At 36.3% G+C, this 23,812-nt stretch carries 20 protein-coding genes; 2 read left to right on the top strand and 18 right to left on the bottom strand.

Translation table 11 applies throughout. From position 1 onward, the window contains the following. Positions 1 to 69 precede the first annotated feature (69 nt). The 3 genes from ACFPM4_RS10440 to ACFPM4_RS10430 form a co-directional block, all read right to left on the bottom strand. Positions 70 to 759, bottom strand: coding sequence for a response regulator transcription factor (locus tag ACFPM4_RS10440; protein WP_382351112.1), 690 nt, complete (start codon positions 757 to 759; stop codon positions 70 to 72). Between the two features lie 24 nt (positions 760 to 783). Next, on the bottom strand, positions 784 to 1,368 hold the full coding sequence (locus tag ACFPM4_RS10435; RefSeq protein WP_382351109.1) for a hypothetical protein: 585 nt from the start codon (positions 1,366 to 1,368) through the stop codon (positions 784 to 786). Positions 1,369 to 1,526: 158 nt separating this feature from the next. After that, positions 1,527 to 2,768, bottom strand: a complete 1,242-nt coding sequence (locus tag ACFPM4_RS10430) for an MFS transporter (protein WP_382351106.1) — start codon at positions 2,766 to 2,768, stop codon at positions 1,527 to 1,529. 405 nt (positions 2,769 to 3,173) lie between these two features. On the opposite strand from ACFPM4_RS10430, the gene ACFPM4_RS10425 reads away from it, so the two are divergent. Together ACFPM4_RS10425 and ACFPM4_RS10420 are read left to right on the top strand one after the other, a co-directional pair. Beyond that, positions 3,174 to 3,647, top strand: a complete 474-nt coding sequence (locus tag ACFPM4_RS10425; RefSeq protein WP_382351103.1) for a DUF2243 domain-containing protein — start codon at positions 3,174 to 3,176, stop codon at positions 3,645 to 3,647. Further along, the gene (locus ACFPM4_RS10420; protein ID WP_382351100.1) at positions 3,644 to 4,456 is read left to right on the top strand and encodes a cytochrome c oxidase assembly protein; all 813 of its coding nucleotides are present in this window, start codon (positions 3,644 to 3,646) and stop codon (positions 4,454 to 4,456) included. The genes ACFPM4_RS10425 and ACFPM4_RS10420 overlap by 4 nt, the downstream gene beginning before the upstream one ends. Before the next feature lie 818 nt (positions 4,457 to 5,274). On the opposite strand, the gene speG is transcribed toward ACFPM4_RS10420, so the two are convergent. The 15 genes from speG to cdaA form a co-directional block, all read right to left on the bottom strand. Further along, a complete protein-coding gene (gene speG / locus ACFPM4_RS10415; RefSeq protein WP_382352038.1) occupies positions 5,275 to 5,790 on the bottom strand; it encodes a spermidine N1-acetyltransferase in 516 nt (171 codons plus the stop codon). A 159-nt stretch (positions 5,791 to 5,949) separates the two neighbouring features. Then, positions 5,950 to 6,396, bottom strand: coding sequence for a protein-tyrosine phosphatase family protein (locus ACFPM4_RS10410; RefSeq protein WP_382351097.1), 447 nt, complete (start codon positions 6,394 to 6,396; stop codon positions 5,950 to 5,952). Between the two features lie 661 nt (positions 6,397 to 7,057). Continuing rightward, positions 7,058 to 7,567 (bottom strand): YfiT family bacillithiol transferase, encoded by a 510-nt coding sequence (locus ACFPM4_RS10405; RefSeq protein WP_382351094.1) that lies wholly within the window; start codon positions 7,565 to 7,567, stop codon positions 7,058 to 7,060. A 259-nt stretch (positions 7,568 to 7,826) separates the two neighbouring features. Further along, on the bottom strand, positions 7,827 to 9,542 hold the full coding sequence (gene ptsP, locus ACFPM4_RS10400) for a phosphoenolpyruvate--protein phosphotransferase (RefSeq protein ID WP_382351091.1): 1,716 nt from the start codon (positions 9,540 to 9,542) through the stop codon (positions 7,827 to 7,829). Beyond that, positions 9,542 to 9,808 carry a phosphocarrier protein HPr gene (locus ACFPM4_RS10395; RefSeq protein WP_382351088.1) on the bottom strand — a complete coding sequence of 89 codons (267 nt, stop codon included), beginning with the start codon at positions 9,806 to 9,808 and terminating at the stop codon, positions 9,542 to 9,544. The genes ptsP and ACFPM4_RS10395 overlap by 1 nt, the downstream gene beginning before the upstream one ends. Before the next feature lie 226 nt (positions 9,809 to 10,034). After that, the gene (locus tag ACFPM4_RS10390; protein ID WP_382351085.1) at positions 10,035 to 10,847 is read right to left on the bottom strand and encodes an HAD family hydrolase; all 813 of its coding nucleotides are present in this window, start codon (positions 10,845 to 10,847) and stop codon (positions 10,035 to 10,037) included. Positions 10,848 to 10,929: 82 nt separating this feature from the next. Beyond that, positions 10,930 to 12,363, bottom strand: coding sequence for a glycoside hydrolase family 1 protein (locus ACFPM4_RS10385; protein ID WP_382351083.1), 1,434 nt, complete (start codon positions 12,361 to 12,363; stop codon positions 10,930 to 10,932). An 86-nt stretch (positions 12,364 to 12,449) separates the two neighbouring features. Further along, positions 12,450 to 14,375 (bottom strand): beta-glucoside-specific PTS transporter subunit IIABC, encoded by a 1,926-nt coding sequence (locus ACFPM4_RS10380; protein WP_382351081.1) that lies wholly within the window; start codon positions 14,373 to 14,375, stop codon positions 12,450 to 12,452. A 321-nt stretch (positions 14,376 to 14,696) separates the two neighbouring features. Beyond that, positions 14,697 to 15,545 carry a BglG family transcription antiterminator LicT gene (gene licT, locus ACFPM4_RS10375; protein ID WP_382351078.1) on the bottom strand — a complete coding sequence of 283 codons (849 nt, stop codon included), beginning with the start codon at positions 15,543 to 15,545 and terminating at the stop codon, positions 14,697 to 14,699. Between the two features lie 210 nt (positions 15,546 to 15,755). After that, on the bottom strand, positions 15,756 to 16,565 hold the full coding sequence (gene proC / locus ACFPM4_RS10370) for a pyrroline-5-carboxylate reductase (protein ID WP_382351075.1): 810 nt from the start codon (positions 16,563 to 16,565) through the stop codon (positions 15,756 to 15,758). Between the two features lie 322 nt (positions 16,566 to 16,887). Next, on the bottom strand, positions 16,888 to 17,265 hold the full coding sequence (locus ACFPM4_RS10365) for a hypothetical protein (protein WP_382351072.1): 378 nt from the start codon (positions 17,263 to 17,265) through the stop codon (positions 16,888 to 16,890). A gap of 138 nt (positions 17,266 to 17,403) precedes the next feature. After that, positions 17,404 to 19,206 carry a glutamine--fructose-6-phosphate transaminase (isomerizing) gene (glmS, locus tag ACFPM4_RS10360; RefSeq protein ID WP_382351069.1) on the bottom strand — a complete coding sequence of 601 codons (1,803 nt, stop codon included), beginning with the start codon at positions 19,204 to 19,206 and terminating at the stop codon, positions 17,404 to 17,406. Between the two features lie 944 nt (positions 19,207 to 20,150). Beyond that, a complete protein-coding gene (glmM, locus tag ACFPM4_RS10355; protein WP_382351066.1) occupies positions 20,151 to 21,503 on the bottom strand; it encodes a phosphoglucosamine mutase in 1,353 nt (450 codons plus the stop codon). A gap of 31 nt (positions 21,504 to 21,534) precedes the next feature. Then, positions 21,535 to 22,797 carry a CdaR family protein gene (locus tag ACFPM4_RS10350; RefSeq protein WP_382351063.1) on the bottom strand — a complete coding sequence of 421 codons (1,263 nt, stop codon included), beginning with the start codon at positions 22,795 to 22,797 and terminating at the stop codon, positions 21,535 to 21,537. Next, complete coding sequence (cdaA, locus tag ACFPM4_RS10345) at positions 22,787 to 23,620, bottom strand: diadenylate cyclase CdaA (RefSeq protein WP_144922878.1); 834 nt, start codon at positions 23,618 to 23,620, stop codon at positions 22,787 to 22,789. Before cdaA ends, ACFPM4_RS10350 begins: the two co-directional genes overlap by 11 nt. Positions 23,621 to 23,812: the final 192 nt, after the last annotated feature.

Here is a 23,812-nt window from a genome sequence, read left to right as displayed (position 1 = left end):
CTTGTTTACTATGATTTCATTATGAGATAGAAATCATAAGATAGACTTAAGAGATACCTTAAGAAAACATTAAGATTTCATTCTGTAGCCCATTCCCCAAATAGTTTCAATATACTCTTCTCCACGATTGGCATTAGCGAGCTTACTTCTTAAATTACTCATGTGAACATTGATTGTATTGTCATCCCCATAAAAGGGCTCTTTCCAAACACTTTCAAATACATTAGACTTGGAAAATATCTTTTTCGGTGATGACATAAGGAGTTCAAGTATTGCATATTCACGTACTGTTAAGGAGATATGTTTATTATTTACAAATACAGTCTTCGCATCTAAATCAATTTCGATATCTTTATAGGTTAATACTTGCTTAGGCATTTCGTTTGAACGTTTGTATCTTCGCAGTACAGATTCAATACGAGCCGATACTTCTTCCACATCAAAAGGTTTCGAAATGAAATCATCTGCACCAATTCGTAAACTAGATATTTTCGTATGTTGCTCGTTTTTTGCCGATATAATGATAACAGGTATCGAACTCTTTTCTACTATTTTCTCCAGTATTTCTTCTCCTGTCATACCAGGCAGCATTAAGTCTAGCAAAACGAGATCCCAATGTTGCTGCTCCAAGTAAAGCATTGCTTCTGTCCCAGAATAAGCAGGCTGTGCATGGTACTCACTTTTTCTCACTATTTGACATAATAAACGATTAATATCATTATCATCTTCTACAACTAAAATATTTGCGTTTTGATTCACTGTACACTCTCCCTTCAAATCTAATTATATTGGCAACACATTAGAAACAAATTCGCTATTAAAATCCCATCTTCTAGTAACTTTTTTATGCTGATAAGCTTTTAACTTTCCTTCATACACTAGTTGCATATTAGATTGCTTTTTAAAATCGTCAGGTGCTATTAGTGCCATCGGCTTTTCAAAATCTACTGATTTACATTTCTTTAATACAGACGCGACAAATTGTGAACAAAAAAATGCATTTCGTCTTTCAATTGGCTTATTAAAAAGGAAACCGAACAATCCTAAAAAATGATAACGATATTGCTCCTCATGCTTTGCTATTGTTTCGATATATCGTTTCATTTTTTCCATATCTTCTTCTGTAACAGTTAAGGAATAAATAGCACAGTCAGCGTGTTCGAACAATTCACTCGACACATCTTCCTGTACAAACCCACCAATAAACGGATTATTGACAGATTTCCTACCAAAACTATAAACCTTAGATAAATCAGAGTCGAACGAGATAGATGCATGATTATATGGTTTTTTTGTATATAGCTTAATTAACTTTGTTAGTATTGTACCCGTATCTGTTAATAGAATATAAACCTTTTTTTCTCCCATCATCATTCTCCTCTTCTCCGTATTTATCTCCGTAAATTGCTCTACCATCAATTTACTGTGAAATACATAAGAAGAACTTAAATGATTTCTTAAGAAAAGCTTAAGATTTATTCCTAACATAAAAAGACTGAACCATAATGATTCAGTCTTTTTATATTTTATGATTCTTCTACCGCAGGTTTTCCTGCTTCGATTAGTACTTTGTTTCTGCTTAGGAAGATGGCCAATACAATAATAAAAATTCCGGTTCCAATTAATAAATATTCTATCTCAATATAATCTGCTATTGGACCAAATATCAACATACCTAGTGGCATCATTGACGTTGAAATCATTCCCATGACTCCAAATACTCTTCCTAAATATTGCTCTTCTACTTTCTCCTGTAATAAAACAGTTGCGGGTGTGTTGAGTATTGGCATGGCAACACCAAATAATGCCATAAAGGCTAAGTAAAACCAAAACATTGGTACAATACCGAGTGCTAATGTACAAACACCCATAATAACACTGGAGAATCCAATGGTTTTTATTTTATTCGAGAAACCGCCCCAAGAAGCAATAATTCCTCCCCCTACCATCATCCCTATGGAGAAGGCAATTTCAATTGCTGCAAGACGCCACTCATCATCACCAAAGCTCCGTGTAACTTGAAGTGGTGTCAAAAAGGACGCTGGTGCCATCAGTACAAAGAACACCGCCAAAAACAGGAAAAACACCTTTAGAAAACTGTGGTTATTCACATATTGTAATCCTTCTTTAAAGTCACTAAAATAGCCTGTTGTTTGCTTCACAGCTGCTTTTTCATGTACTGCAACCTTTAATGCAAATAGCGTAACAATCGCAATTGCTGCCGTGATGACATCCACAAATAGTATCATTTCCAGTGTTGTCATGCTCAATAGTGCTGCACTGACCATTGGAGAAACAAACATAATGATTGCTTGAATACTACCATTTGCTCCGTTTACTTTTGTTAGCTTATCTTTCGGAACAATTTGCGGTAATATAGCTCCAACTGCTGGCATTTGAATCCCAGATCCAAAAGCACGTACAGCTGCAATCCCAAATAGCAGCCAGATGGAATCAAAGCCCATTATAAATAGAATAGCAAGGATCAATGTCGCTATTGCAATCAATCCATCTGCTGAAATAATCAGCATTTTACGGTTATATCGATCTGCCCAAACCCCTGCAACTGGTGACAAAATAAAGGTTGGTACAAACCCACATATGATATATAACGTCATCATTAATCCTGATTCCGTTGTTAAAGTGATATGCCACATAATGGCATATTGAACAATAGATGAGCCAAATAATGATATTGTTTGGCTACTTAGAAAAAGAATGATATTTTTTAACCAATTTTCTTTACTGATATCTTTTACATTATTCACGAGCAAACCTCTCATTTCAAATAAATTTTCCTTTGAATGAACTGCTCTGTAGCATTTTAAGGCAACAAAAAAAGAGCGAATCTGCGTTCCTCTTCTAAATAACCAAAAAATATAGGTTCCCTTAAAATAGACAGACCAATCCCAGCACCCTGTATATAAACAGAGCCTTCAAACGTATTCAATTAGCGATTGATACTTGGGAATCGTAATCTCATTGATGCTGTCACTAGGAAAACCTCCATTTATTTATTACCTTTCTTATCATAGCAAAGGTGGGGTATCAGTTCAATCATAATTGTGGATATTTTACCTAATTAGTACAATTTTTGGGTTTATTTGTAAACAACAGAGGAAATACTTGGTGAAGAAGTAATATTAATATGACTAACAGGAGTAATTGCAAATATGAATGAAAACGCGCAAAATGCTGTCTCCAAATATTCGAAACGGAATCTACTATCAGGATTGCTATTTGGCATAGGTTTTGCCGCTTTTATAGACGAAGTCGTATTCCATCAAATATTGAGATGGCATCACTTTTATGACAAGTCGACAACAGAAATTGGCTTAATATCTGACGGACTTTTTCATGCATTTAGTTGGTTTGCAACAATAGGTGGGTTGTTTTTGTTTGCTGACCTGCGACGTCGAAATGGTTTATGGCTTCAAAAATGGTGGGGTGGAGTCTTTTTAGGTACTGGCTTCTTTCAATTATATGATGGTACAATCCAACACAAATTAATGCGAGTACATCAGATTCGTTATGTAGAGAACATTTTTATATATGATGTCATATGGAACTTGATTGCTATATTGTTATTATTAATTGGTTTCATGCTCATAGTTCGTGCACGAAAGGGAGAGGTTGGCTTTAAATGAATAATCATAACCACCCAATTCAATCTGAAGTCATGAATATCCATCCTGTTGATGGGTTACTTCCACAGATCCTTTTAGCATTACCCTTTTTATTGGGATTAATTGCATATATAATGGCAGCCCATTATTCAAGCAGACGATTCAAGCAATGGCCACTCCATCGTACTATTTGTTGGTCATTAGGAGTTATCTTAGCAATAACTGCCGTTGCTGGTCCACTTGCTACCCTCTCCCATACAGATTTCAAAGCACATATGATTGGGCATTTACTATTAGGAATGCTTGCTCCATTGCTTTTGGCGGTTTCCGCTCCCATGACGCTAATCCTGAGGACATTAAGTGTTCCTTTAGCAAGAAAAATCTCAAAGATACTGAGAAGTAGACCGATGCGGTTTTATACTAATCCTTTTATTACTTCTTTCTTAAATGTTGGTGGATTATGGGTGTTATATACAACAAATCTGTACTCGTTTATGCACGAGTATCTCCTGTTATTTGTAATTGTCCACTTACACGTCTTTTTAGCGGGTTATTTATTCACAATATCGATTATCTATTTTGATCCCATTTCTCACCGCGTTCCCTTTGTAGAGCGTGCATTAGCACTCGTCATTTCCTTAGCATGGCACGGAATATTATCAAAATTTATCTACGCTAATCCACCTGTTGGAGTAGCTCCGAAACAAGCGGAAATTGGGAGTATGGTGATGTACTACGGAGGAGATATAATTGACATTGTAATCATCTGTATCCTTTGCCTCCATTGGTATAGAGCTACACGACCACGGAAAGGACTCGCGATGAACTAGAAATAAATTATCTGTTTTATTAGTAGCCGAATAAAAATGGTCCCCTAATTCAGAACCAATTAGAGGGGACCTATTTATTTTATACTTAGATTAAATGAATCTGCCACGTGGCGCTGGGCTGTAGGACCGCTGAGAGGAATTTTTCATGGAGGAGGGCTTGCTGCGGAATCCAGCGTAACCTTCGGGAGGTGTTTTTTATCGGAGGGGGCACGTTAAATGTTCCAGCGTGACCTCCTCGTGGCTTTTTTCTCGCAGGAGGGCACGTTAAACTCTCTTGCGTGACCTCCTTGTGGCTTTTTTCTCGCAAGCGGGCACGTTGAACTCTCTTGCGTGACCTCCTCGTGGCTTTTTTCTCGCAAGCGGGCACGTTGAACTCTCTTGCGTGACCTCCTCCTAGCTTTTTTCTCGGAAGAGGGCACGTTGAACTCTCTTGCGTGACCTCCTCGTGGCTTTTTTCTCGCAAGCGGGCACGTTGAACTCTCTTGCGTGACCTCCTCCTAGCTTTTTCTCGGAAGAGGGCACGTTGAACTCTCTTGCGTGACCTCCTCCTAGCTTTTTTCTCGGAAGCGGGCACGTTGAACTCTCTTGCGTGACCTCCTCGTAGCTTTTTTCTCGCAGGCGGGCACGTTGAACGTTCTTGCGTGACCTCCTTGTGGCTTTTTTCTAAGATGAGGGCGCGCTACACCTTCCATTGTGATCAACTAACAACATTTTTCTCAGAAGAAGGCACGAACTACTCCCTATTATCTCCCTCCTAATAAAAAAACTGCTGAAAGTCAGATCTATCTCCATCTGATTTCCAGCAGTCATATAATTATTCACGCATTCCTTTTAAAATATTGATGTTGAAACATGCACATTCTGATTGCATTATGATATTCACCATCCACAAAAAACTCATCGATTAATTCACCTTCGAATTGAAAACCGAGTTTTTTGTAGATATGAATTGCTACTTCGTTTGTTTTATCGACTATCAAATATAACTTATATAAATTTAATACAGAAAATGCATAGTCCATTGCAAGATACGTAGCAGACTTCGCATAGCCGTTACCTTGGTAAGCCGGATCAATGATAATTTGGAATTCTGCTCGACGGTGAATATAGTCAATCTCCACCAATTCCACGAGACCAACCATTTCAGTACCCTTCTCTACAATAAATCTACGCTCACCTTGATCGTGGATATGCTTATCATACAAGTCCTGTAATTCCACAAAAGACTCATATGGCTCCTCGAACCAATAGGACATGATGTTTGCATTAATATTTAACTTATGAACAAATCCTAAATCCACTCTTTCTAGTGGCCTTAATCGTACATTCGTCATTACTTTCATCCTCCGTACCCCTATTTATTAAGGGTGCATATATTAAATGTTCTCTCTTCTACAATTATCAACATAGTGATAAACGAACACTTTATTTTATACTAGTTTATCCATTTTTCAGGATTAGGCTTCCATTACATTAGATTTTTGTAAAAATTTTTATTCTTCTGGGCCTTGATTCAATATCCATGGAATACGGGCTTCAAAATCTAATTGTAATACAGGATGCTCTAACTCTTTATGTACAAATTGTAACTCTTCACTAAATCCAAACGTGAAATTTTCAACTTTTACTGTATTACCGGCATTCCAATTAGAATCTGAACAATATACTCCATTGATTAATTTTCCAACGAAGTGATAACTACCTATGTATAGTCTTAAGCCATCTTCTTCTGCACCAAATTCAGATAAGTGACTTGGTTTTGTGGGATTAATTCCAAAGGTTGCAAATACATCTATTAAGGGTTTACCTAATTGCTTACATACTTTTATATAATTTTCACAATATATGCAGTTGCACAGCTCCACATCTTTCCGGTAAAATTCCTTTGTTTTATGAAGGTCTACTTCTAACAACCAATTATTAAATTTTATTGGTACCAATTTATCCACTCCTACGGAATAAGACGGGCTTATATCCTGAGTATTTTTCACTATAGACAGCACATTTTTATTATACTAGGATGCTAGTATATAAGTGTTGTTTCAACTACTGTACCATTTCAAGCACAGACTTATTCTGAGCTGTTTAAATGAAACGCATAAATTTAACTGATACACAGCTTAATATGCAGGAAGTTTTATTAGATAATCTTATGTTAAGTCACCTTAAAAATAATTATATTTCTTGCTATTGGTTTCACAGCTTTGATATTGCCGAACATGAGGATGTAGAGATATTGAAGGAAATGAAGAAGGGCCCGATAATGAATGTCTTCAGTTCGCATTACAAACCATTCCAAAGTTCTCAAAGTACCTCGACATATCTATTAGTTACTTAAGTGAATTTTTCCTAAATCATGAATCCGAAGATTATAGTTTAGATGAGATAACCTTTAGTTCGATTCTAAATCTCGAAGGCTTCCAGTTATTAGGTTTTACAATCGACTTTACATATGGAGATTCTCTAGAAAATCTTTTTCAGTACAGAGTGAAATTTAATCAAAATGGCTTTCCAATTGGATTTGAAGGTCGACCTATATGATCAGGTTGTTCAGTAAAAAATGGCTTATCATCACTAGATAAGCCACTTTTATGTAAAATTTTATTTGGATAATGCTATTTTTATATGGGCTAAGTGATGTTCTTCGTGCCAAGATAGTTTTGCAACCTTTGCTGCTACTGTTATTTCACCGTTTGTTTGGTGGGTAAATACTCGATTTAATTGTTCTTCTGTTAAATTTTGTCCTAAAGCAACAATCCGCTCATTAATTCCTTCAAGCATTTTAATAGAACTTTCTACAGGAAGCTTTGTATCAGGTTGAATTGCCCACTTCTCTTCATCAAAGCCTGGTACTGTTGGATTCTCATCCGTTAAAGCCAGTTTCAAACGTTGATACATGTTCAATTGAGAGTCTGCAATGTGATGCACAAGTTGTCGAACATTCCAGCTACCATCACGATACGTTCTGCTTAATTCCTCATCATTTAATGAATCAACAGTTTCCCTTAGTCGCATCGTGTAAGTTTCAATTTCTTTTAGCCACTCTTGAATATTTTCAGACGTTACTTTCTCCGGTACTTGTAGTTTACCAATTGGGTACCTTACATCCATCTTCAAACCCCTCTCTGTTTAATTCAATATTAACGCTTAATATATCAACTGGTATAAGTATTGTAAACAAATCAATCTCCGTCTGTGCCTATATCTACAATAAATTAAAAGAGACCCACTTTTAAGCATAGGTGCTAAAATGAAGGAAATATAATATCAAGCATCCTATGTTTTGGGCTTTATTCCAAGATAATATAAAATAGCTTATCGGACTCCGATAAGCTATATCACTAATACGATCATTCATCTTGTACATTTATTAATTGCTAGTTCCTGCTTTAACTGCCTCTATGACTTCTTTTGTTGTGCTCATTCTCAAGGCTTTATCTGCTAAATCCTCCATCTCTTTTTTGGAAAGATGAGCAATTTGCGAGCGTGCTTTTAGAATGGAAGTCGCACTCATAGAGAATTCATCTAGACCGAGACCTAGCAATAACGGAATAGCAGTTTCGTCTCCAGCCATTTCTCCACACATGCCAACCCATTTGCCTTCATGATGAGCAGCATCAATTACCATTTTTACTAAGCGTAAAATAGCAGGTGAATATGGTTGATATAAATAGGAAACCCGCTCGTTCATACGGTCAGCAGCCATAGTGTACTGAATTAAATCATTTGTTCCAATACTAAAGAAGTCTACCTCTTTAGCAAATTGGTCCGCCATAACTGCTGTTGACGGAATTTCGACCATGATCCCAAGTTCAATATTCTCTGCAACCGCAATTCCTTCCGTAACTAACTTTTGCTTTTCTTCTTCTAAAATCGTTTTTGCCTCACGGAATTCATCTAAGGTTGCAATCATTGGAAACATAATCTTTAAATTTCCATATGTGCTTGCTCGTAACAAAGCACGTAATTGGGTACGAAACAAATCTTGTTCTGTTAAGCAAAGACGAATTGCTCTGAAGCCAAGAAAAGGATTCATTTCTTTCGGTAGTTCTAAATAAGGGAGCTCTTTATCTCCACCAATATCTAATGTTCTAACCACAACAGGCTTTCCATTCATGCCTTCTAGAACCGCCTTATATGATTCAAACTGTTCCTCTTCGGTCGGAAGTTCATTACGCCCCATATATAAAAATTCAGTTCTGTATAGACCAATACCTTCTCCACCATTATTAATGACGCCTTCTAGGTCATTAGGTGTTCCAATATTTGCTGCTAACTCAACTTGGTGACCATCAATGGAAATCGTTTTTTCATTTACAAGCTTTGCCCACTCCGCCTTTTGTTCTTCATAACGAATATGTTCCTTTTCGTATTGAGCAATTACTTCGGATGTGGGATTAATATATACTTCACCTTTTAAACCGTCAATGATGACTAAGTCTCCATTTTTGATATCTTCTGTTGCGGATTTAGTTCCAACTACAGCTGGTATTTCCATAGAACGTGCCATGATAGCAGAATGAGAAGTACGTCCACCGATATTCGTTGTAAATCCCTTAACAAATTGACGGTTTAATTGAGCAGTATCGGAAGGAGTTAAATCTTCCGCAACGATGATTACCTCACTAGAAATCATACTCGGGTTAACTAATTCAACACCAAGTAGATGAGAAAGAACTCGCTTCGTCACATCTCTTATGTCTGCCGCACGCTCTTTCATATAATCATTATCCATTTGCTCAAACATCATAATAAACATATCTGCAACTTCTTTTAATGCTTGTTCTGCATTTACTCGTTCTGAGCTAATTTTATCCTCAATTTGGGATATTAACTCTGGGTCACTTAAGACAAGTAAATGCGCTTCGAAAATAGCTGCCTTATCAGCACCGAGCTCTGAATTCGCTTTGTCGCGAATAGCCTCTAGTTCTATTTTAGAAGTATTTAGTGCATCCTTAAACCGAGTAATTTCTAATGAAAGATCTTCTATTGTTTTCTTTTCAAAGGAAAGATCTGGTTCTACTAACCGATATGCTTTAGCAATCGCTATTCCATTTGAGGCAGCAATTCCTTTTATCACATTCATTACTTAGCCAACCCTTCTTGATTTAAAATTCCTTGTAAAGTACTCAATGCGTCTTGCTCATCATTTCCATCAGCACTAATTTTTATTTCAGCGTCTTTTCCAACTCCTAATGACATGACCGCCATTATTGATTTCATGTTCACTGATTTACCGTTATATGCTAATTGGATCTCAGAATTAAATTTACTTGCAGTTTGCACCAAAATTGTCGCAGGACGTGCGTGGATACCTGTTTGATCAATAACTGTAAACTTTTGTTCTACCATAATATATATAATCTCCTTTATTTTCATAATAAAAATTTGTTGATAAATTTTTAAAAGACCCCAAAAAACAAAAAACCTAAATAAGCGTTTCCTTATACAAAAAAATAAGGAACACTTATTTAGGTTTTGCCTGCTAATCAGTAACAATCCTTTAAAAATATTATCTACATAATACTTATTATAATAAAAGTGGACTAGTTGAACAATACTATTGTACCAAAATTATTTATATTAAACCAAAATGCTTAAATGCATTAAATAATCCGTTCTGTTCCACATCATCCGTAATATAATCTGCTTCTTCTTTTAAAATACGTTCAGCATTCCCCATGGCGACTCCAATTCCACAATTTCTCACCATTTTTACATCATTTTCTGCATCACCAAAAGCAAGGGTATCTTTTATATCCCCATTCAAATATTCTAAGAGAGTATGAACTGCATTTACCTTATCTACCCCTAAAAGTGCAAATTCACCAAACTCTCTTCTTTTCCCTGTTGCAGTCCAACTGCTAACTTTTAATTTATTACCAAAATCTCTCTCTGCTATTTCAAGAGAATTTGATTCTAAAACAAAGCTTATTTTCGCGACATCATCCCGATAAAGTTGTGCATCATATATCATTTCTGGAAATATACTACGGATCCGCTCTTGATTTTCGATAGTATTCTCACCGTAAACAGAAGCAGCCTTTGGTAGAAAATATTCATTTGCAAACAAACCATTTTTGCTCTCTAAATAAAAACCGAGTCCTCTTTCATTTAACCAATCTACCACTTGCGTAACTATTTCCTTATCCAACTTTTTGTCTTGAATGACGACCCCATTGTGTTCAATGTACATACCATTTCCCCCAATCATGCCATCCAAGCCAACATCCCATAAATAAGGATATATTTCTGCCTTACTTCTACCAGTTGTGATATATATTTTATGGCCATTTTTTCTAGCTTCTTTAACCGCAGTAGATGCTGATTCTGGTAGCTTTCCTGAATAATCAACTAACGTACCATCGATATCTAAAAATATAAACTTCATCCTTCTCTTCCCCTTTGCAAAAAAATAAATGACCAAATCAATATTTGTTTGGTCATTTATCCTTTCCTATACTGATAGAAATTTAAAGTACCTCTCCATTGGAAGAAATAACATCTTTATACCAGAAAAATGATTTCTTACGTTTACGTTCTAATGTACCGCTACCGTCATCATGCTTGTCTACATAAATAAATCCGTAACGTTTTGAGTATTGACCAGTAGACATACTTACTAAATCAATACAACCCCAACTTGTGTAACCAATCAGGTCTACACCATCTTCAATTGCTTCACCCATTTGTTTAATATGGTCACGCATGTATTCAATTCGATAGTCATCATTGATGCTACCATCTTCTTCTACTTTGTCATAAGCACCAAGACCGTTTTCAACAATCATTAATGGCTTTTGGTAGCGACCATACAGTTCATTTAACGCAATTCTTAAACCAACTGGATCAATTTCCCAACCCCACTCACTTGCTTTTAAGAATGGATTTTTTATTCCACCAATTAGATTACCAACACCAACCTCTTCTGGTGTCTTTTCCTTTTTATCCGTGCGTGACATGTAGTAACTAAAGGAAATGAAGTCTACCGTACCTTCTTTAATTGTTTCTAAATCTCCTTCTCGGATATCTAATTCAATATTATTCTCTTTGAAATAACGCTTCGCAAAATATGGATATTCACCACGCACTTGTATATCTCCACAGAAGAAGTTGAAGATATCTGCTTCCTGTCTTGCATACATCACATTATCAGGATTAGAATCGAATGAATATACTGGTGCATAAATTAACATACATCCAATTTGTGAACCAGGAATAATCTCATGACCAATTTTAACTGCTTGTGCACTTGCAACGAATTGGTGATGTAGCCCCTGGAAACTATCTTGTAATCGTGTTTCTTCACTTTCAGGGGAAAAACCTAGTCCAATTAATGGCATATGTGTTGCACCATTAATTTCGTTAAATGTTAACCAGTATTTCACTTTATCTTTATACCGAGTAAAGACGGTTCTTACATAACGCTCAAAGAACTCTACTAATTTACGATTTCTCCATCCACCATATTCTTTAATCAAATGTAGAGGTGTTTCATAGTGAGCTAGGGTAACCAATGGCTCAATACCATGTTTGTGTAGCTCATCAAAGACACGGTCATAAAATGCAAGACCTTCTTCATTTGGCTCAAGCTCGTCACCATTAGGGAAAATACGACTCCACGCGATACTCATACGGAATACTTTGAAGCCCATCTCTGCAAATAAAGCAATATCTTCTTTATAGCGATGGTAGAAATCTATGCCCTCATGATTCGGATACGTATATTTCGTATGATCAATTTCATAGTTAAACCCTGGTTGTGATATTATTTGTAATCTTACTTTTCCACCTGGTAGTACGTCTGCAAGATTTAAACCTTTTCCGCCTTCTTTATAACCACCTTCAAATTGATTGGCAGCTGTTGCTCCACCCCATAAGAATCCTTCTGGAAATTGTTTCGCCATGATTATTCCTCCTCAGTTTTAATTTGGCTAAGGCATCCACTTACAATTTCAGCAGATGCCTGCCTTTGTTAAAAATTAATTCAATATTATTTTGGTTTTACTTGTAACAATTCCTCTTGCGACTTAACTACTACATTAGAAATTGGTAAAACCTCATAATTCATATAGTTTGTTACTACAACAGGAGTTGTTAATGGAAAACCTGCTTCTTTAATTCCTTCTATATCAAATTCAATTAGTAATTGACCTTGTTCTACACGACTACCTTGTGACGTATGAGAAGTAAAATGTTTTCCCTCTAATTGAACAGTGTCCATACCTATGTGAATTAATATTTCTGCTCCTTCATCGGATGTAATACCTATAGCGTGATTTGTAGGGAACAAAGCAGTTACTGTACCTGATACAGGTGCAAAAAGTTTACCTTCTATTGGCTCAATTGCAACCCCTTGTCCCAATGCACCTGAAGCAAATGCCGCGTCTTCAATGTCAGCTAAGTTTTTCACTTCACCACTGAGTGGGCTAACAATTGTTTCAACCTTTGTGTTTTCGTTTTCGAGCGCTTTTTCTTCCACTTTCTTTTCATTTACTAATGACTTTTCTTGATTTTTATTAATTCCACCAAAGAAGTAAGATAATGCGAATGCTAGAACGAATCCAACAATTGCTGCAATTATTGCACCGATAACTGACATATCTATACCAGATTCCGGTATAAAGCTAGGAATTTGGAAGACACCTAATCCACCCATGACATATCCTACCGTACCAAATCCTCCTAACATCGCTCCACCGATAGCGGATGATATGATTGTAAAGATAAATGGTTTTTTTAGTGGTAGGGCAATACCGTACATACCAGGCTCGGTAACACCAAATAATGCAGAGATAAATGCAGGTGCGCTAAGTGTTTTTGTTTTAGAACTTTTTGTTTTAATCCAGACAGCTAAGATAGCACCCGCAAGCGCGAATGAATGAACGAACATCGCTGCTAATATTGGATCCCAACCTTGACTAGCAAAGTTGTTAATTGCAATCGGAACAAGACCCCAGTGAAGCCCAAACATAACAAATACTAACCAAAATCCACCAACAAATGCTCCTGCAATTATTGGACTTAAATCATATATCCATGTAGTAGCTTGTCCTAATAGCTGGCTTGCCCATGTTGCAATTGGACCAATTACAATAAAAGTTAATGGAATAATGATTAATAAAGTAAACATTGGAACTAAGAATAGCTTTACAACATCCGGAATTACTTTCGTCAAGAACTTTTCTAACTTCGCTGCAAAGAATGCAGAGACGATAATAGGAATAACAGACATAGCGTACGTCATTAAGATAACTGGAATACCAAAGAACTCAATGTAAACAGGTGATTCAAACATAGTACCTGCAAATAATGTATATAAAGGTTCTCCTGCATTTGGAATTCCTGCAAGTGCAGGATAAACGAGAGCCATAGCAATAACCATACCTACGAATGGTGTACCACCGAACTTTTTCATTGCTGTATAGCCTAATAAGATTGGTAAGAAGTAAAATAGTGCATCCCCAATAGCATTTAAGATCTGATATGTTCCACCAGTATCATCTAGCCAGCCAATTCCTACAAATAATGCATTAAAGCCTTTAATCATACCTGATGCTGCTAATACCCCAAGAATAGGAGTAAAGATACCGGAGATCATGTCTATAAAGCTATTTAATATATTTCCTTTTTTCTTTTCCTCTTCTGTTGCTTCAACGGGGCTTGAAGACTGGAATCCACCTTCTGCCACGACTGCTTTATAGACATCAGGTACATGATTTCCAATTACAACCTGATACTGTCCACCACTTTTCATAACCGTAACAACGCCATCCATATTTTTTAATACATCTGTATTTGCCTTTCCTTCATCCTTTAACTTGAAGCGGAGACGGGTAATACAATGGACAAGACTGTTAACATTTTCTTTTCCCCCGACATTTTCAATTATGTCTTTGGCTAGTTTTTCATACTTCATAAAAGGCCCTTCTTCCTTCATTAGATTTTTTCAAATAAAAAACCTGAACTGGCCTAAAACACACTGATAGCATGTTAAAAGTCAATTCAGGTTATGCCCAATAAGGTAACATTCCTTTAGTTATATATATTAATTTGATAATACGTATTAAAGAACCCCCCTAAAAACCAAAAAACCTAAATTGCACGCCATAAAATACGACGCATCAATTTAGGTTTTGCCTGCATATCAGTAACAATCCTAGTTAAGATTATTATTAATTTGTTAATTGCAGTTTAGCACACGCTTTCAAAAGATGTCAATGATTTTTCGACAAAATTTTCATTTCAATTTATGGCGATTGGTTACACGGTGAATATGCACAGTTAAATAGACTTCTTCATCCTTCGTTAGGCTCCATTTAAATTGGTTCTCTAAATAAGTAGTAATCTTTTTTGTGCATGCATAAGCATCAGGGTACTTTAACATTATCTGTTCATAGAAAAATGAATCTACAGTTTCCTCTAATTTTTCTTTGCGTGCAAACCGAATTGAAAAGAAGCGCAGATGGGTCAAAAACCGTCCGTAATTAACCGAATTCTCATCTAAGTCCATTTTAAAATGGTATTTTACTATATTTAGAATAGAGTTAACCATCTCGGTAGTTTGTACAGCTACCTCCATATTTTCGCCGGATAACTGACTATTAACTAAATGTAGTGCAATGGAAGCTGCTTCATCCTCCCCTAATGCAATACCTGTTTCACTCTCAATTATCTCAAGTGCCTTTAAAGCAACTTGGAACTCCGGTTTATAGTATTTACGGATTTCCCATAGCAGTGGATTTTTCAGTTCGATTCCTTGATTGTATCTACTAATTGCAAAACTAATATGATCAGTTAAGGCAACGTATAAATATTCATCCAATTTATATGAAAGTTGAGATTGTGCAAAATCTAAAATTCTGGACGAAATATTCAAGTAAAGTTCGGAGGTATCTTTAAGCAATAAAGCGAGCTTATCGGAAACCCCTTGTTTTTTTAGTACAAATGTCTTTTCTATTTTTGTATCATCGATAGCTTGCCCAACCTTTTTTTGGAAAGCTAAACCCTTACCCATAACGACCATTTCCTGATTATCTTTATTAGTGGTCATCACTACATTATTATTTAGAACCTTCTCAATTCTCATTTTGCACCTCTATCATAATTAAGAATTTGAAGCAAAATTAAAAAACCCAAATTCGTATATAAGAATAACATTATCGATATTCTATAACAAATTTAGGTTTTGCCTGCATTGCAGTAACAATCCTTTTATATAAATGTAAGCGTCTTAAAAGTATTTTAACATACCTTATCAAGAATTTAAAAGTATAATGATGAAAAAGAATTATTATATTTATTCAGCATCTAACCCTTTACTTTTCCTAGTACATGCTTTCATCGCATTCAAGATAGATGATCTGAAATTACTTTCTTCCAATGCAGCTACTGCACGAATAGTGGAACCACCTGGAGTACATACATCGTCTTTTAAACTTCCTGGATGCTTTTCCGTTTCAAGTACCATTTTCGCAGCTCCGAGTACAGCTTGTGCCGCCAGTTTGTACGCTTGTTTTCTCGGAATACCATCTCTTACTCCACCATCGGCCATTGCTTCTATTAACATATATACATATGCTGGCGATGAACCACTAATTGCAGGCACTGCATCCATTAGTTCTTCTTCTATAAGTTCTGTTTTTCCGAACGAATTTAAGAGTTCAACTACATTGGCCAAATCTATCTCTGTCATTAATTCATTAATAGAAAAGACCGTCATTCCCTCTCTTACAAGTGAAGGTGTATTTGGCATCGTACGCACTATTTTTACAGGCATGCCAAAAGCATTTTCCACCGTTTGAATGGAGATACCTGCTGCCATCACGATAATAACAGTATCTTCCTTCACATCATGCTTAATTTCATCAATAACCTTCACATAACTGGATGGTTCAACTGCCAAAAATAAAATATCTGCAAAGCGGGCAATCTCCTTATTATTTAACGTTCCTTGAACATGTAGCGTTTCTTTCACAACTTGTAACGTATCTTCTGTTCTTGTACTTACCATTATTGAATCAGCCGCTACTACTCCAGCAGTAATCATTCCTAACACCATTGCCTGCCCCATTTTTCCGCAGCCAATAAACCCTATTTGTTTACTCATATAAAACACATCCTAATACATTATGTTGACCTATACTAGTTTATCAGTTCTATTGTGGAAACCAAAACAAGGGAGGGAATTTTATTATAAAAAATGATTCGATTCGTTTTATTTTAAGGCTCTGTTAAAGTTCATTGTTGTTAACAACTTAGTTGATTGTAGCGGATGTACACGAGACTCCTGCTGGAACAGCACGAGCCGAAGATCCACTTGGCAAAGCGGTTTTCTTTGCCAAGTTAGCTAAGGCCGTGCCCGCAGAAAGAGAGTGTACAGGAGCGAAAATCAACAACAGAGTTTAACAGAGCTTATTTTTAAAAAAAATTTATATTATATTAATAAAAAATACTGCCACTACTATTAATAATCCTAGCAATACTACCCACCAATTAAGTTTTATTCTTTGTAATAAACGATCGGTACAGAAAAATAGAATGGCAGACACTAAACTAAATAGCATAAACACTATACCAAACAAACAATGAAATAAAAAAGAGGTGATTTCTCGAGCATATGTTGATTTAAACATCTTCTTACTAATCCAGTCGCTGATAGACGATACAATAACCCCATATGTAACTACTAACATAAAGTTAATATAATACAAATTTAATAGTAAATTCGTGTCCATTTCAGGTATCGAAAAAAACAATGCAAATAATAAACTACTAATAATCGCAGATAATATTTTTCTCTTTATCACAATATCCATTCTCCCTTCAACAACTCCAAAATAATATATAGTAAAAAACCCGAAGGTGAACCATGAGAAGTACTGGTATACCTTCGGATTAAGAGAAGTTTCTTTCATAGATCTTATTTTAATTTTAGATAAAAGATGTTACTCTACTGTTACACTCTTTGCTAAGTTTCTTGGCTTATCAACGTCACAGCCACGGTGTATAGACGCGTAGTAAGCAATGAGTTGTAGTGGTACTACAGAGATAAGTGGTGTTAATAATTCGTGTACTTCAGGTAAAACAAATCTGTCTTCGTCTGTGTCAAGACCATTCATAGAGATGATACATGGGTTTGCACCACGTGCAGCAACTTCTTTTACATTGCCACGAATACTCCAGTTGACATTTTCTTGAGTTGCTAATGCAATGACAGGTGTACCTTCTTCAATTAAAGCAATTGTACCATGTTTCAATTCTCCACCAGCAAAACCTTCTGCTTGAATATAGGAGATTTCTTTTAATTTAAGAGCTCCTTCTAAACAAACAAAATAATCTAATGAACGACCAATGAAGAAGCAGTTGCGTGTAAACGGCAAGTACTGACTAGCAATTTTTTCAAACTCTTCTTTTGAGTCACATAGTACTTCCATTGCATTCGCAACAATTCCAAGCTCCTGAATAAGGTCGAAATTTAGTTTAATCGCTTTTGATTGTGCTGTCACATTTGCTAAAATTGCTAGAACCGCAATTTGAGCTGTATAAGCTTTTGTAGATGCTACTGCAATTTCTGGGCCAGCATGCAATAACAATGTATAATCTGCTTCTCTAGAAAGAGTAGATCCTGGCACATTGGTAATTGTCAGTGCTTTATATCCCATTTCCTTTATTTTCACGAGAACTGCTCGGCTATCAGCAGTTTCTCCACTTTGAGAAATAAAGATAAATAATGGTTTCTCCGATAGAAGTGGCATGTTATATACAAATTCACTTGCTACATGAACTTCTACTGGAACTTTAGCCATCGTTTCAATAAATTGCTTACCTACAAGCCCAGCGTGATAACTTGTTCCGCACGCTACAATATAAATACGGTCAGCTTCGCGCACAGCTGCAGTAATATCTGCAGCTACTTCAAGATTTCCTTGTTTATCTTGATATGCTTGAATGATTTTACGCATAACAAGTGGTTGTTCATCAATTTCTTTTAGCATGTAATGAGGATATGTGCCTTTTTCAATATCACTAGCATCAATCTCTGCTACATAAGGTTTTCTATTGATAATAGTACCTTGGAGATTCTTCAGTACAATACTGTCTTTTTTTACTATTACAATTTCTTTATCCATCAATTCAACAAAAGAATCTGTTACTTGAATCATTGCCATTGCATCACTTGCTACAACATTAAAATCATCCCCAACACCTACAAGCAACGGGCTTTTATTTTTCGCAACGAAAATGGTGTCAGGTGTTTCTGTATCAAGCATTGCAATTGCATATGAGCCAATTAATAATTTCAAAGTTTTGATGAATGCAGCTTCTGCATCTAATCCGTCTCTTGAAAATTTCTCTATTAGTTGAACAATTACTTCCGTATCTGTGTCACTTTCAAAAGCAATGTCATTCAGAAATTCCTGCTTTAGTAACGAATAGTTCTCAATAACCCCGTTATGAACGATTGTAAAGCGACCGGAAGTACTTTGATGAGGGTGGGCATTGCTTTTACTAGGAACACCATGTGTTGCCCATCTAGTATGGCCAATCCCAACAGAAGCAACAACATCTCTGTCAACTTCCGCTCTCAAATCAGCGATACGTCCTTTTTCTTTGAAGATATGAATGCCATCTTCATTTCTAACAGCAATACCTGCCGAGTCATATCCTCTGTATTCCAGTTTTTCCAATCCTTTAAGCAAGACTTCCTTCGCATCATTCATTCCAATATATCCAGTTATTCCGCACATATTCCAATTCCTCCTTATAAGGAGGCAAGCTAGCTCAGGGGCCTACTTGCCCCCTTATCTCTGTTTGTATTTTTATATGTGCACATGCGCTTTCCTTTGTCCATCGAGTCACCTCGAATGTTTTGAGAAAGAGCTACGACCTGTGACATAGCCGGGAGGCACCCGCCGAACAATTCGATAAACCTCCACCTCGTCAACTTATCTTTGTTTCGATCAAGATAAGTTCTGGCGCTTTAGTTGTTATTCTACCTTCCTATGCTCCTTTCAAAAAAAAAAATAACAGCATTGCCATCATACTACATAATAAAAAATGCCGTCAATAAAAAATATGCAATTAGAGAAACTTCTGTGTATAAAATTTGATTTTTATACTTTATAGCGAGCTTTGGTAAAGCATTCATAGAGGCCTTCCAATCGACATTTTCCTGGATTTCATTCAAAGAAGTGGAAATTTGAAGAGGTGAGGATTAGTGAAATAATGATTTGTGATTTTCTATTTGACATTTTGGCGGAAAAAACAGCAGTGAAGTGTAGGTTTGAACGTGTTTATTCGACATTTGGATCATAAATCACAGGCGAAATGTTCATTAGAGCAAGTCTATTAGACATTTTAAGCACGAACCACTATCCAAATGTCCATTAGAACACTTCTATTAGACATTTCAAACTCGAACCACCATTCAAATGTCCATTAGATCATCCCTATTAGACATTTTAAGCACGAACCACTATCCAAATGTCCATTAGATCACCCCTATTAGACATTTTTAGCACGAACCACTATCCAAATGTCATTAGAACGCTACTATTCGAGGTATTCCCCTTGCTCCATCATCCATATGTCGATTAGAAGCCTTCTTTACCCCTGGCATCCCCATAACTACCTTTCCATTCCCAATAAAATAGCAGCACAAACCTTAAATTGATTTGTGCTGCCAATTATATTATTCTTTATCTAAACCCATTTCTTCAATGACTACATTCGCAATACGATCCACATATTCTGAACATACTTCCTCTGTAACAGCTTCTGCCATGACACGAACAAGTGGCTCTGTACCAGAAGGACGCACTAAAATACGACCGTTACCATTCATTTCTGCCTCTACTTCTTGAATAACAGCTTTCACTTTCTCATTTTCGGTTACATGATGTTTATCTGTTACTCGTATGTTCACTAATTTTTGCGGGTAAGTTTTCATTCCTTTTGCAAGTTCTGAAAGTGGCTTACCTGTTATTTTCATAATATTTAACAACTGTACACCTGTAAGTAGTCCGTCACCAGTAGTACTATAATCTCTGAAAATAATATGACCAGATTGTTCTCCACCTAGGTTATATCCGTGTTTTTTCATTTCTTCTACTACATAGCGGTCTCCTACAGCTGTCTGTGCACTTTTTATGCCAGCTTCTTCTAACGCTTTATAGAAGCCTAAATTACTCATAACTGTGGACACGATAGTAGACTGAACAAGACGTCCTTCTTCATTCATAAACTTCCCACATATGTACATAATTTGGTCGCCATCCACAATATTTCCATTCTCATCAATAGCAATTAAACGGTCACCATCACCATCAAAAGCTAGTCCAACATCAGCGCCTTTTTCTTTTACAAATTCAGCTAGTACTTCAGGGTGAGTAGAGCCCACACCTTCGTTAATATTTAAGCCATTTGGCGATGAACCCATCGTAGAAATATCTGCATCCAAGTCAGCAAATAGGTGCGTTGCAAGTGATGAGGTTGCTCCGTGAGCACAATCAAGTGCAACATGAATTCCAGAGAAGTCCTCATCCACTGTTTGTTTAAGGAATTGCAAATACTTTTGTCCACCCTCAAAATAATCATTTAACGTTCCAAGTTCTCCACCTACTGGTCTTGGTAAGTCATCCGTTTCTGCATCGAGTAAGCTCTCAATTTCTTCCTCTTGTTCATCAGACAGCTTATAACCATCTGGACCGAAGAATTTGATTCCATTATCTGCTACCGGATTATGAGATGCGGAAATCATGACACCAGCTTGGGCGCCTAGAACCTTTGTTAAATAAGAAACCCCAGGTGTTGAAATGACTCCTAGACGCATTACTTCCGCTCCAATGGATAGTAATCCTGCCACAAGTGCACTCTCCAACATATGACCGGAAATACGTGTGTCACGGCCTATTAAAACTTTAGGCCGTTCCGCATTTTTTGTTAATATATAACCACCAAATCTACCTAATCTAAATGCTAATTCAGGTGTAAGTTCTGAATTTGCTACACCTCTCACACCATCAGTTCCAAAGTATTTACCCATTGAATTGCTCACTCCTTCAAAAATCTCTGTTTTATGTTGTTTCCTCTTCTTGTTCTTCTGTTAACCTCACCTTAACGGTCTTAATAGAAGTTTCCCAATCTACATCTTCAGGTCCAGCTACTTCGACTTGTACTTCATGTTCCCCTGCATTTAGATTCTCTAGATTAACAAAAACCTCGAAGTCAGATTCCTCTACATTGTCGATTTTCGCTTTTTCCCCAGATAGTTTGAGGGAAAGCTCTCCTGAAGGAGGTGACAAGAATTCAAGATTCAAGTTTGGTTCTAACTGCTTTGTATCTATTTTAATCTTGTCAAAAGTTTTTTCTGTTACTTTCTTTTCGGCAGTGATTTTTACAACCACTTTATTCGGTGAAATTTTATTGACACCTATTGGATATTGAATTGGAACCTCTAGCTCCGTATCCTCCCGAATATTACTTACATCCACGGAGACATTAAGTTCATCAATATCCTGAAGAACGGTTGTCCTACCATAAATTAATACTTCTGGTGTAGTAGTACTTACCGTTTTGATGACAATATCATCTGGTGGTGTACCCGTTGTATTTATTTTAATCGGTACATTTTTCCTTGGATTTTTAACTGGTATTTCTACAGATACCGTTTTTGGCTCCACCTCTACATCAAGCTTGTTCAATTCTCGGTCAAGCACAGTGACAGCTGCTTGACGTACAATCGTGTCACTGATTAAGCCACTTGCATCAATTGTTGCTTTTACATAAGTAATTTTGTCAACGATATCTTTAGCTCCAGTAATTTTTACCGTTCTTGGTTCTATTTCAGGTTGCTGTGCTTCAAATCCCTCAGCTAGAATACTTCGATTAAATTCTGCTTCTACTTTAAATTCCTCTGTTACTTTTTCTTGGAGAGAAATATCCACATAGGTTGGATCAATTCGAACTTGCAGTTTATTTGAAATATCCTTATGTTGAACAGGAACGCGATGATTCCCTATTTCAACATCCGAAAGGTCAACAAATATGGTAAAATCACGTTGTCTTTTTGCGGCTTCCAAAAATCGTTTTTGACCTTGTAAACGTACTGTAACTGTTTTTGGAACACCACTAACCACTAAGTTTTCAGCATCATAATATACTTCAACAGGAACATTTGTAAGAGTTTCTACATTTTCATCTTCCATATCATTTGGCGTTGTTCCATTATCCTTATCAAAGAACCCATTAAACGAGAAGAATAGTATGGCGGTTAAAATCATGGCTATTATTCTGACGAACCAAGGGTTCTCCATAAATTTATCCATTTTATTGTCCATTCTTTGTCTTCTCCCTTCTTTTCCATAGTGATGAGGAAGACTGCTTCTCTTTACTATCATCCATAAGTTCTTTAGCTAAAACTTGTTTAAATTTATCAATTGGTAAGTCACGAAGTAATTCGCCATTTTTCGTTACAGATACACTACCTGTTTCTTCTGATACAACAATTGTTAAACTATCTGTAACTTCACTTATACCTAATGCGGCACGATGCCTTGTTCCTAATTCCTTCGAAATAAATGGACTTTCTGACAATGGTAAGTAACATGCCGCTGCGGCAATTTGTGATTTTTGTATGATTACTGCACCATCATGTAATGGAGTGTTAGGAATAAAAATATTAACCAATAGCTCGTATGTTAATTTCGATTGGAGAGGAATCCCAGTTTCAATATAGTCTCCCATTCCAGTTTCTCGTTCAATGGAAATAAGAGCTCCAATCCTCCGTTTGGCCATATAGTTAACAGCATCAACAATTGCCTCAACTCGTTGCTTTTGTTCTTCTTCTTCATGAATTCCACTTCTTGTAAAGAACTTACCACGACCTAGTTGTTCTAGGGCTCTTCTTAGTTCAGGTTGGAAAATAATAATAATTGCAAGGAATCCCCAATAAATAACTGTTTCCATCAACTTATTTAATGTATGTAAATTGAGGAAATCACTCAAAACCCACACAATTATAATAACAAAGATACCTTTTAATAACTGTACAGCTTTTGTGCCACGAATGATCATTATTAGTTTGTATATAACATACCAAACGAGGAAAATGTCTACTATGTAGGACAAATAGTCCAAAATAGCAAAGTCTGCAAACGGCATTATCTTTCCTCCATCTATTTATTCACAAAACATTTATTTCTATTTTATGGATAATAACTCATCCATTATAACACATATAATTATTATACTTCTACTTGTCAAGAATGCACTGTAGTATCAGCGTTATTATAATGAAGATTTCGTTATCCATCAAAATTAGTTACTGCCATGCATTTTAGAATAGCAGGTAAT

This window comes from Lederbergia graminis, assembly GCF_042655485.1.
In the GTDB taxonomy this organism is placed as follows: domain Bacteria; phylum Bacillota; class Bacilli; order Bacillales; family Bacillaceae_C; genus Lederbergia; species Lederbergia graminis.
The sequence above is the reverse complement of the archived record's forward strand: the minus strand, read 5'-3'. Positions and strand labels throughout refer to the sequence as shown.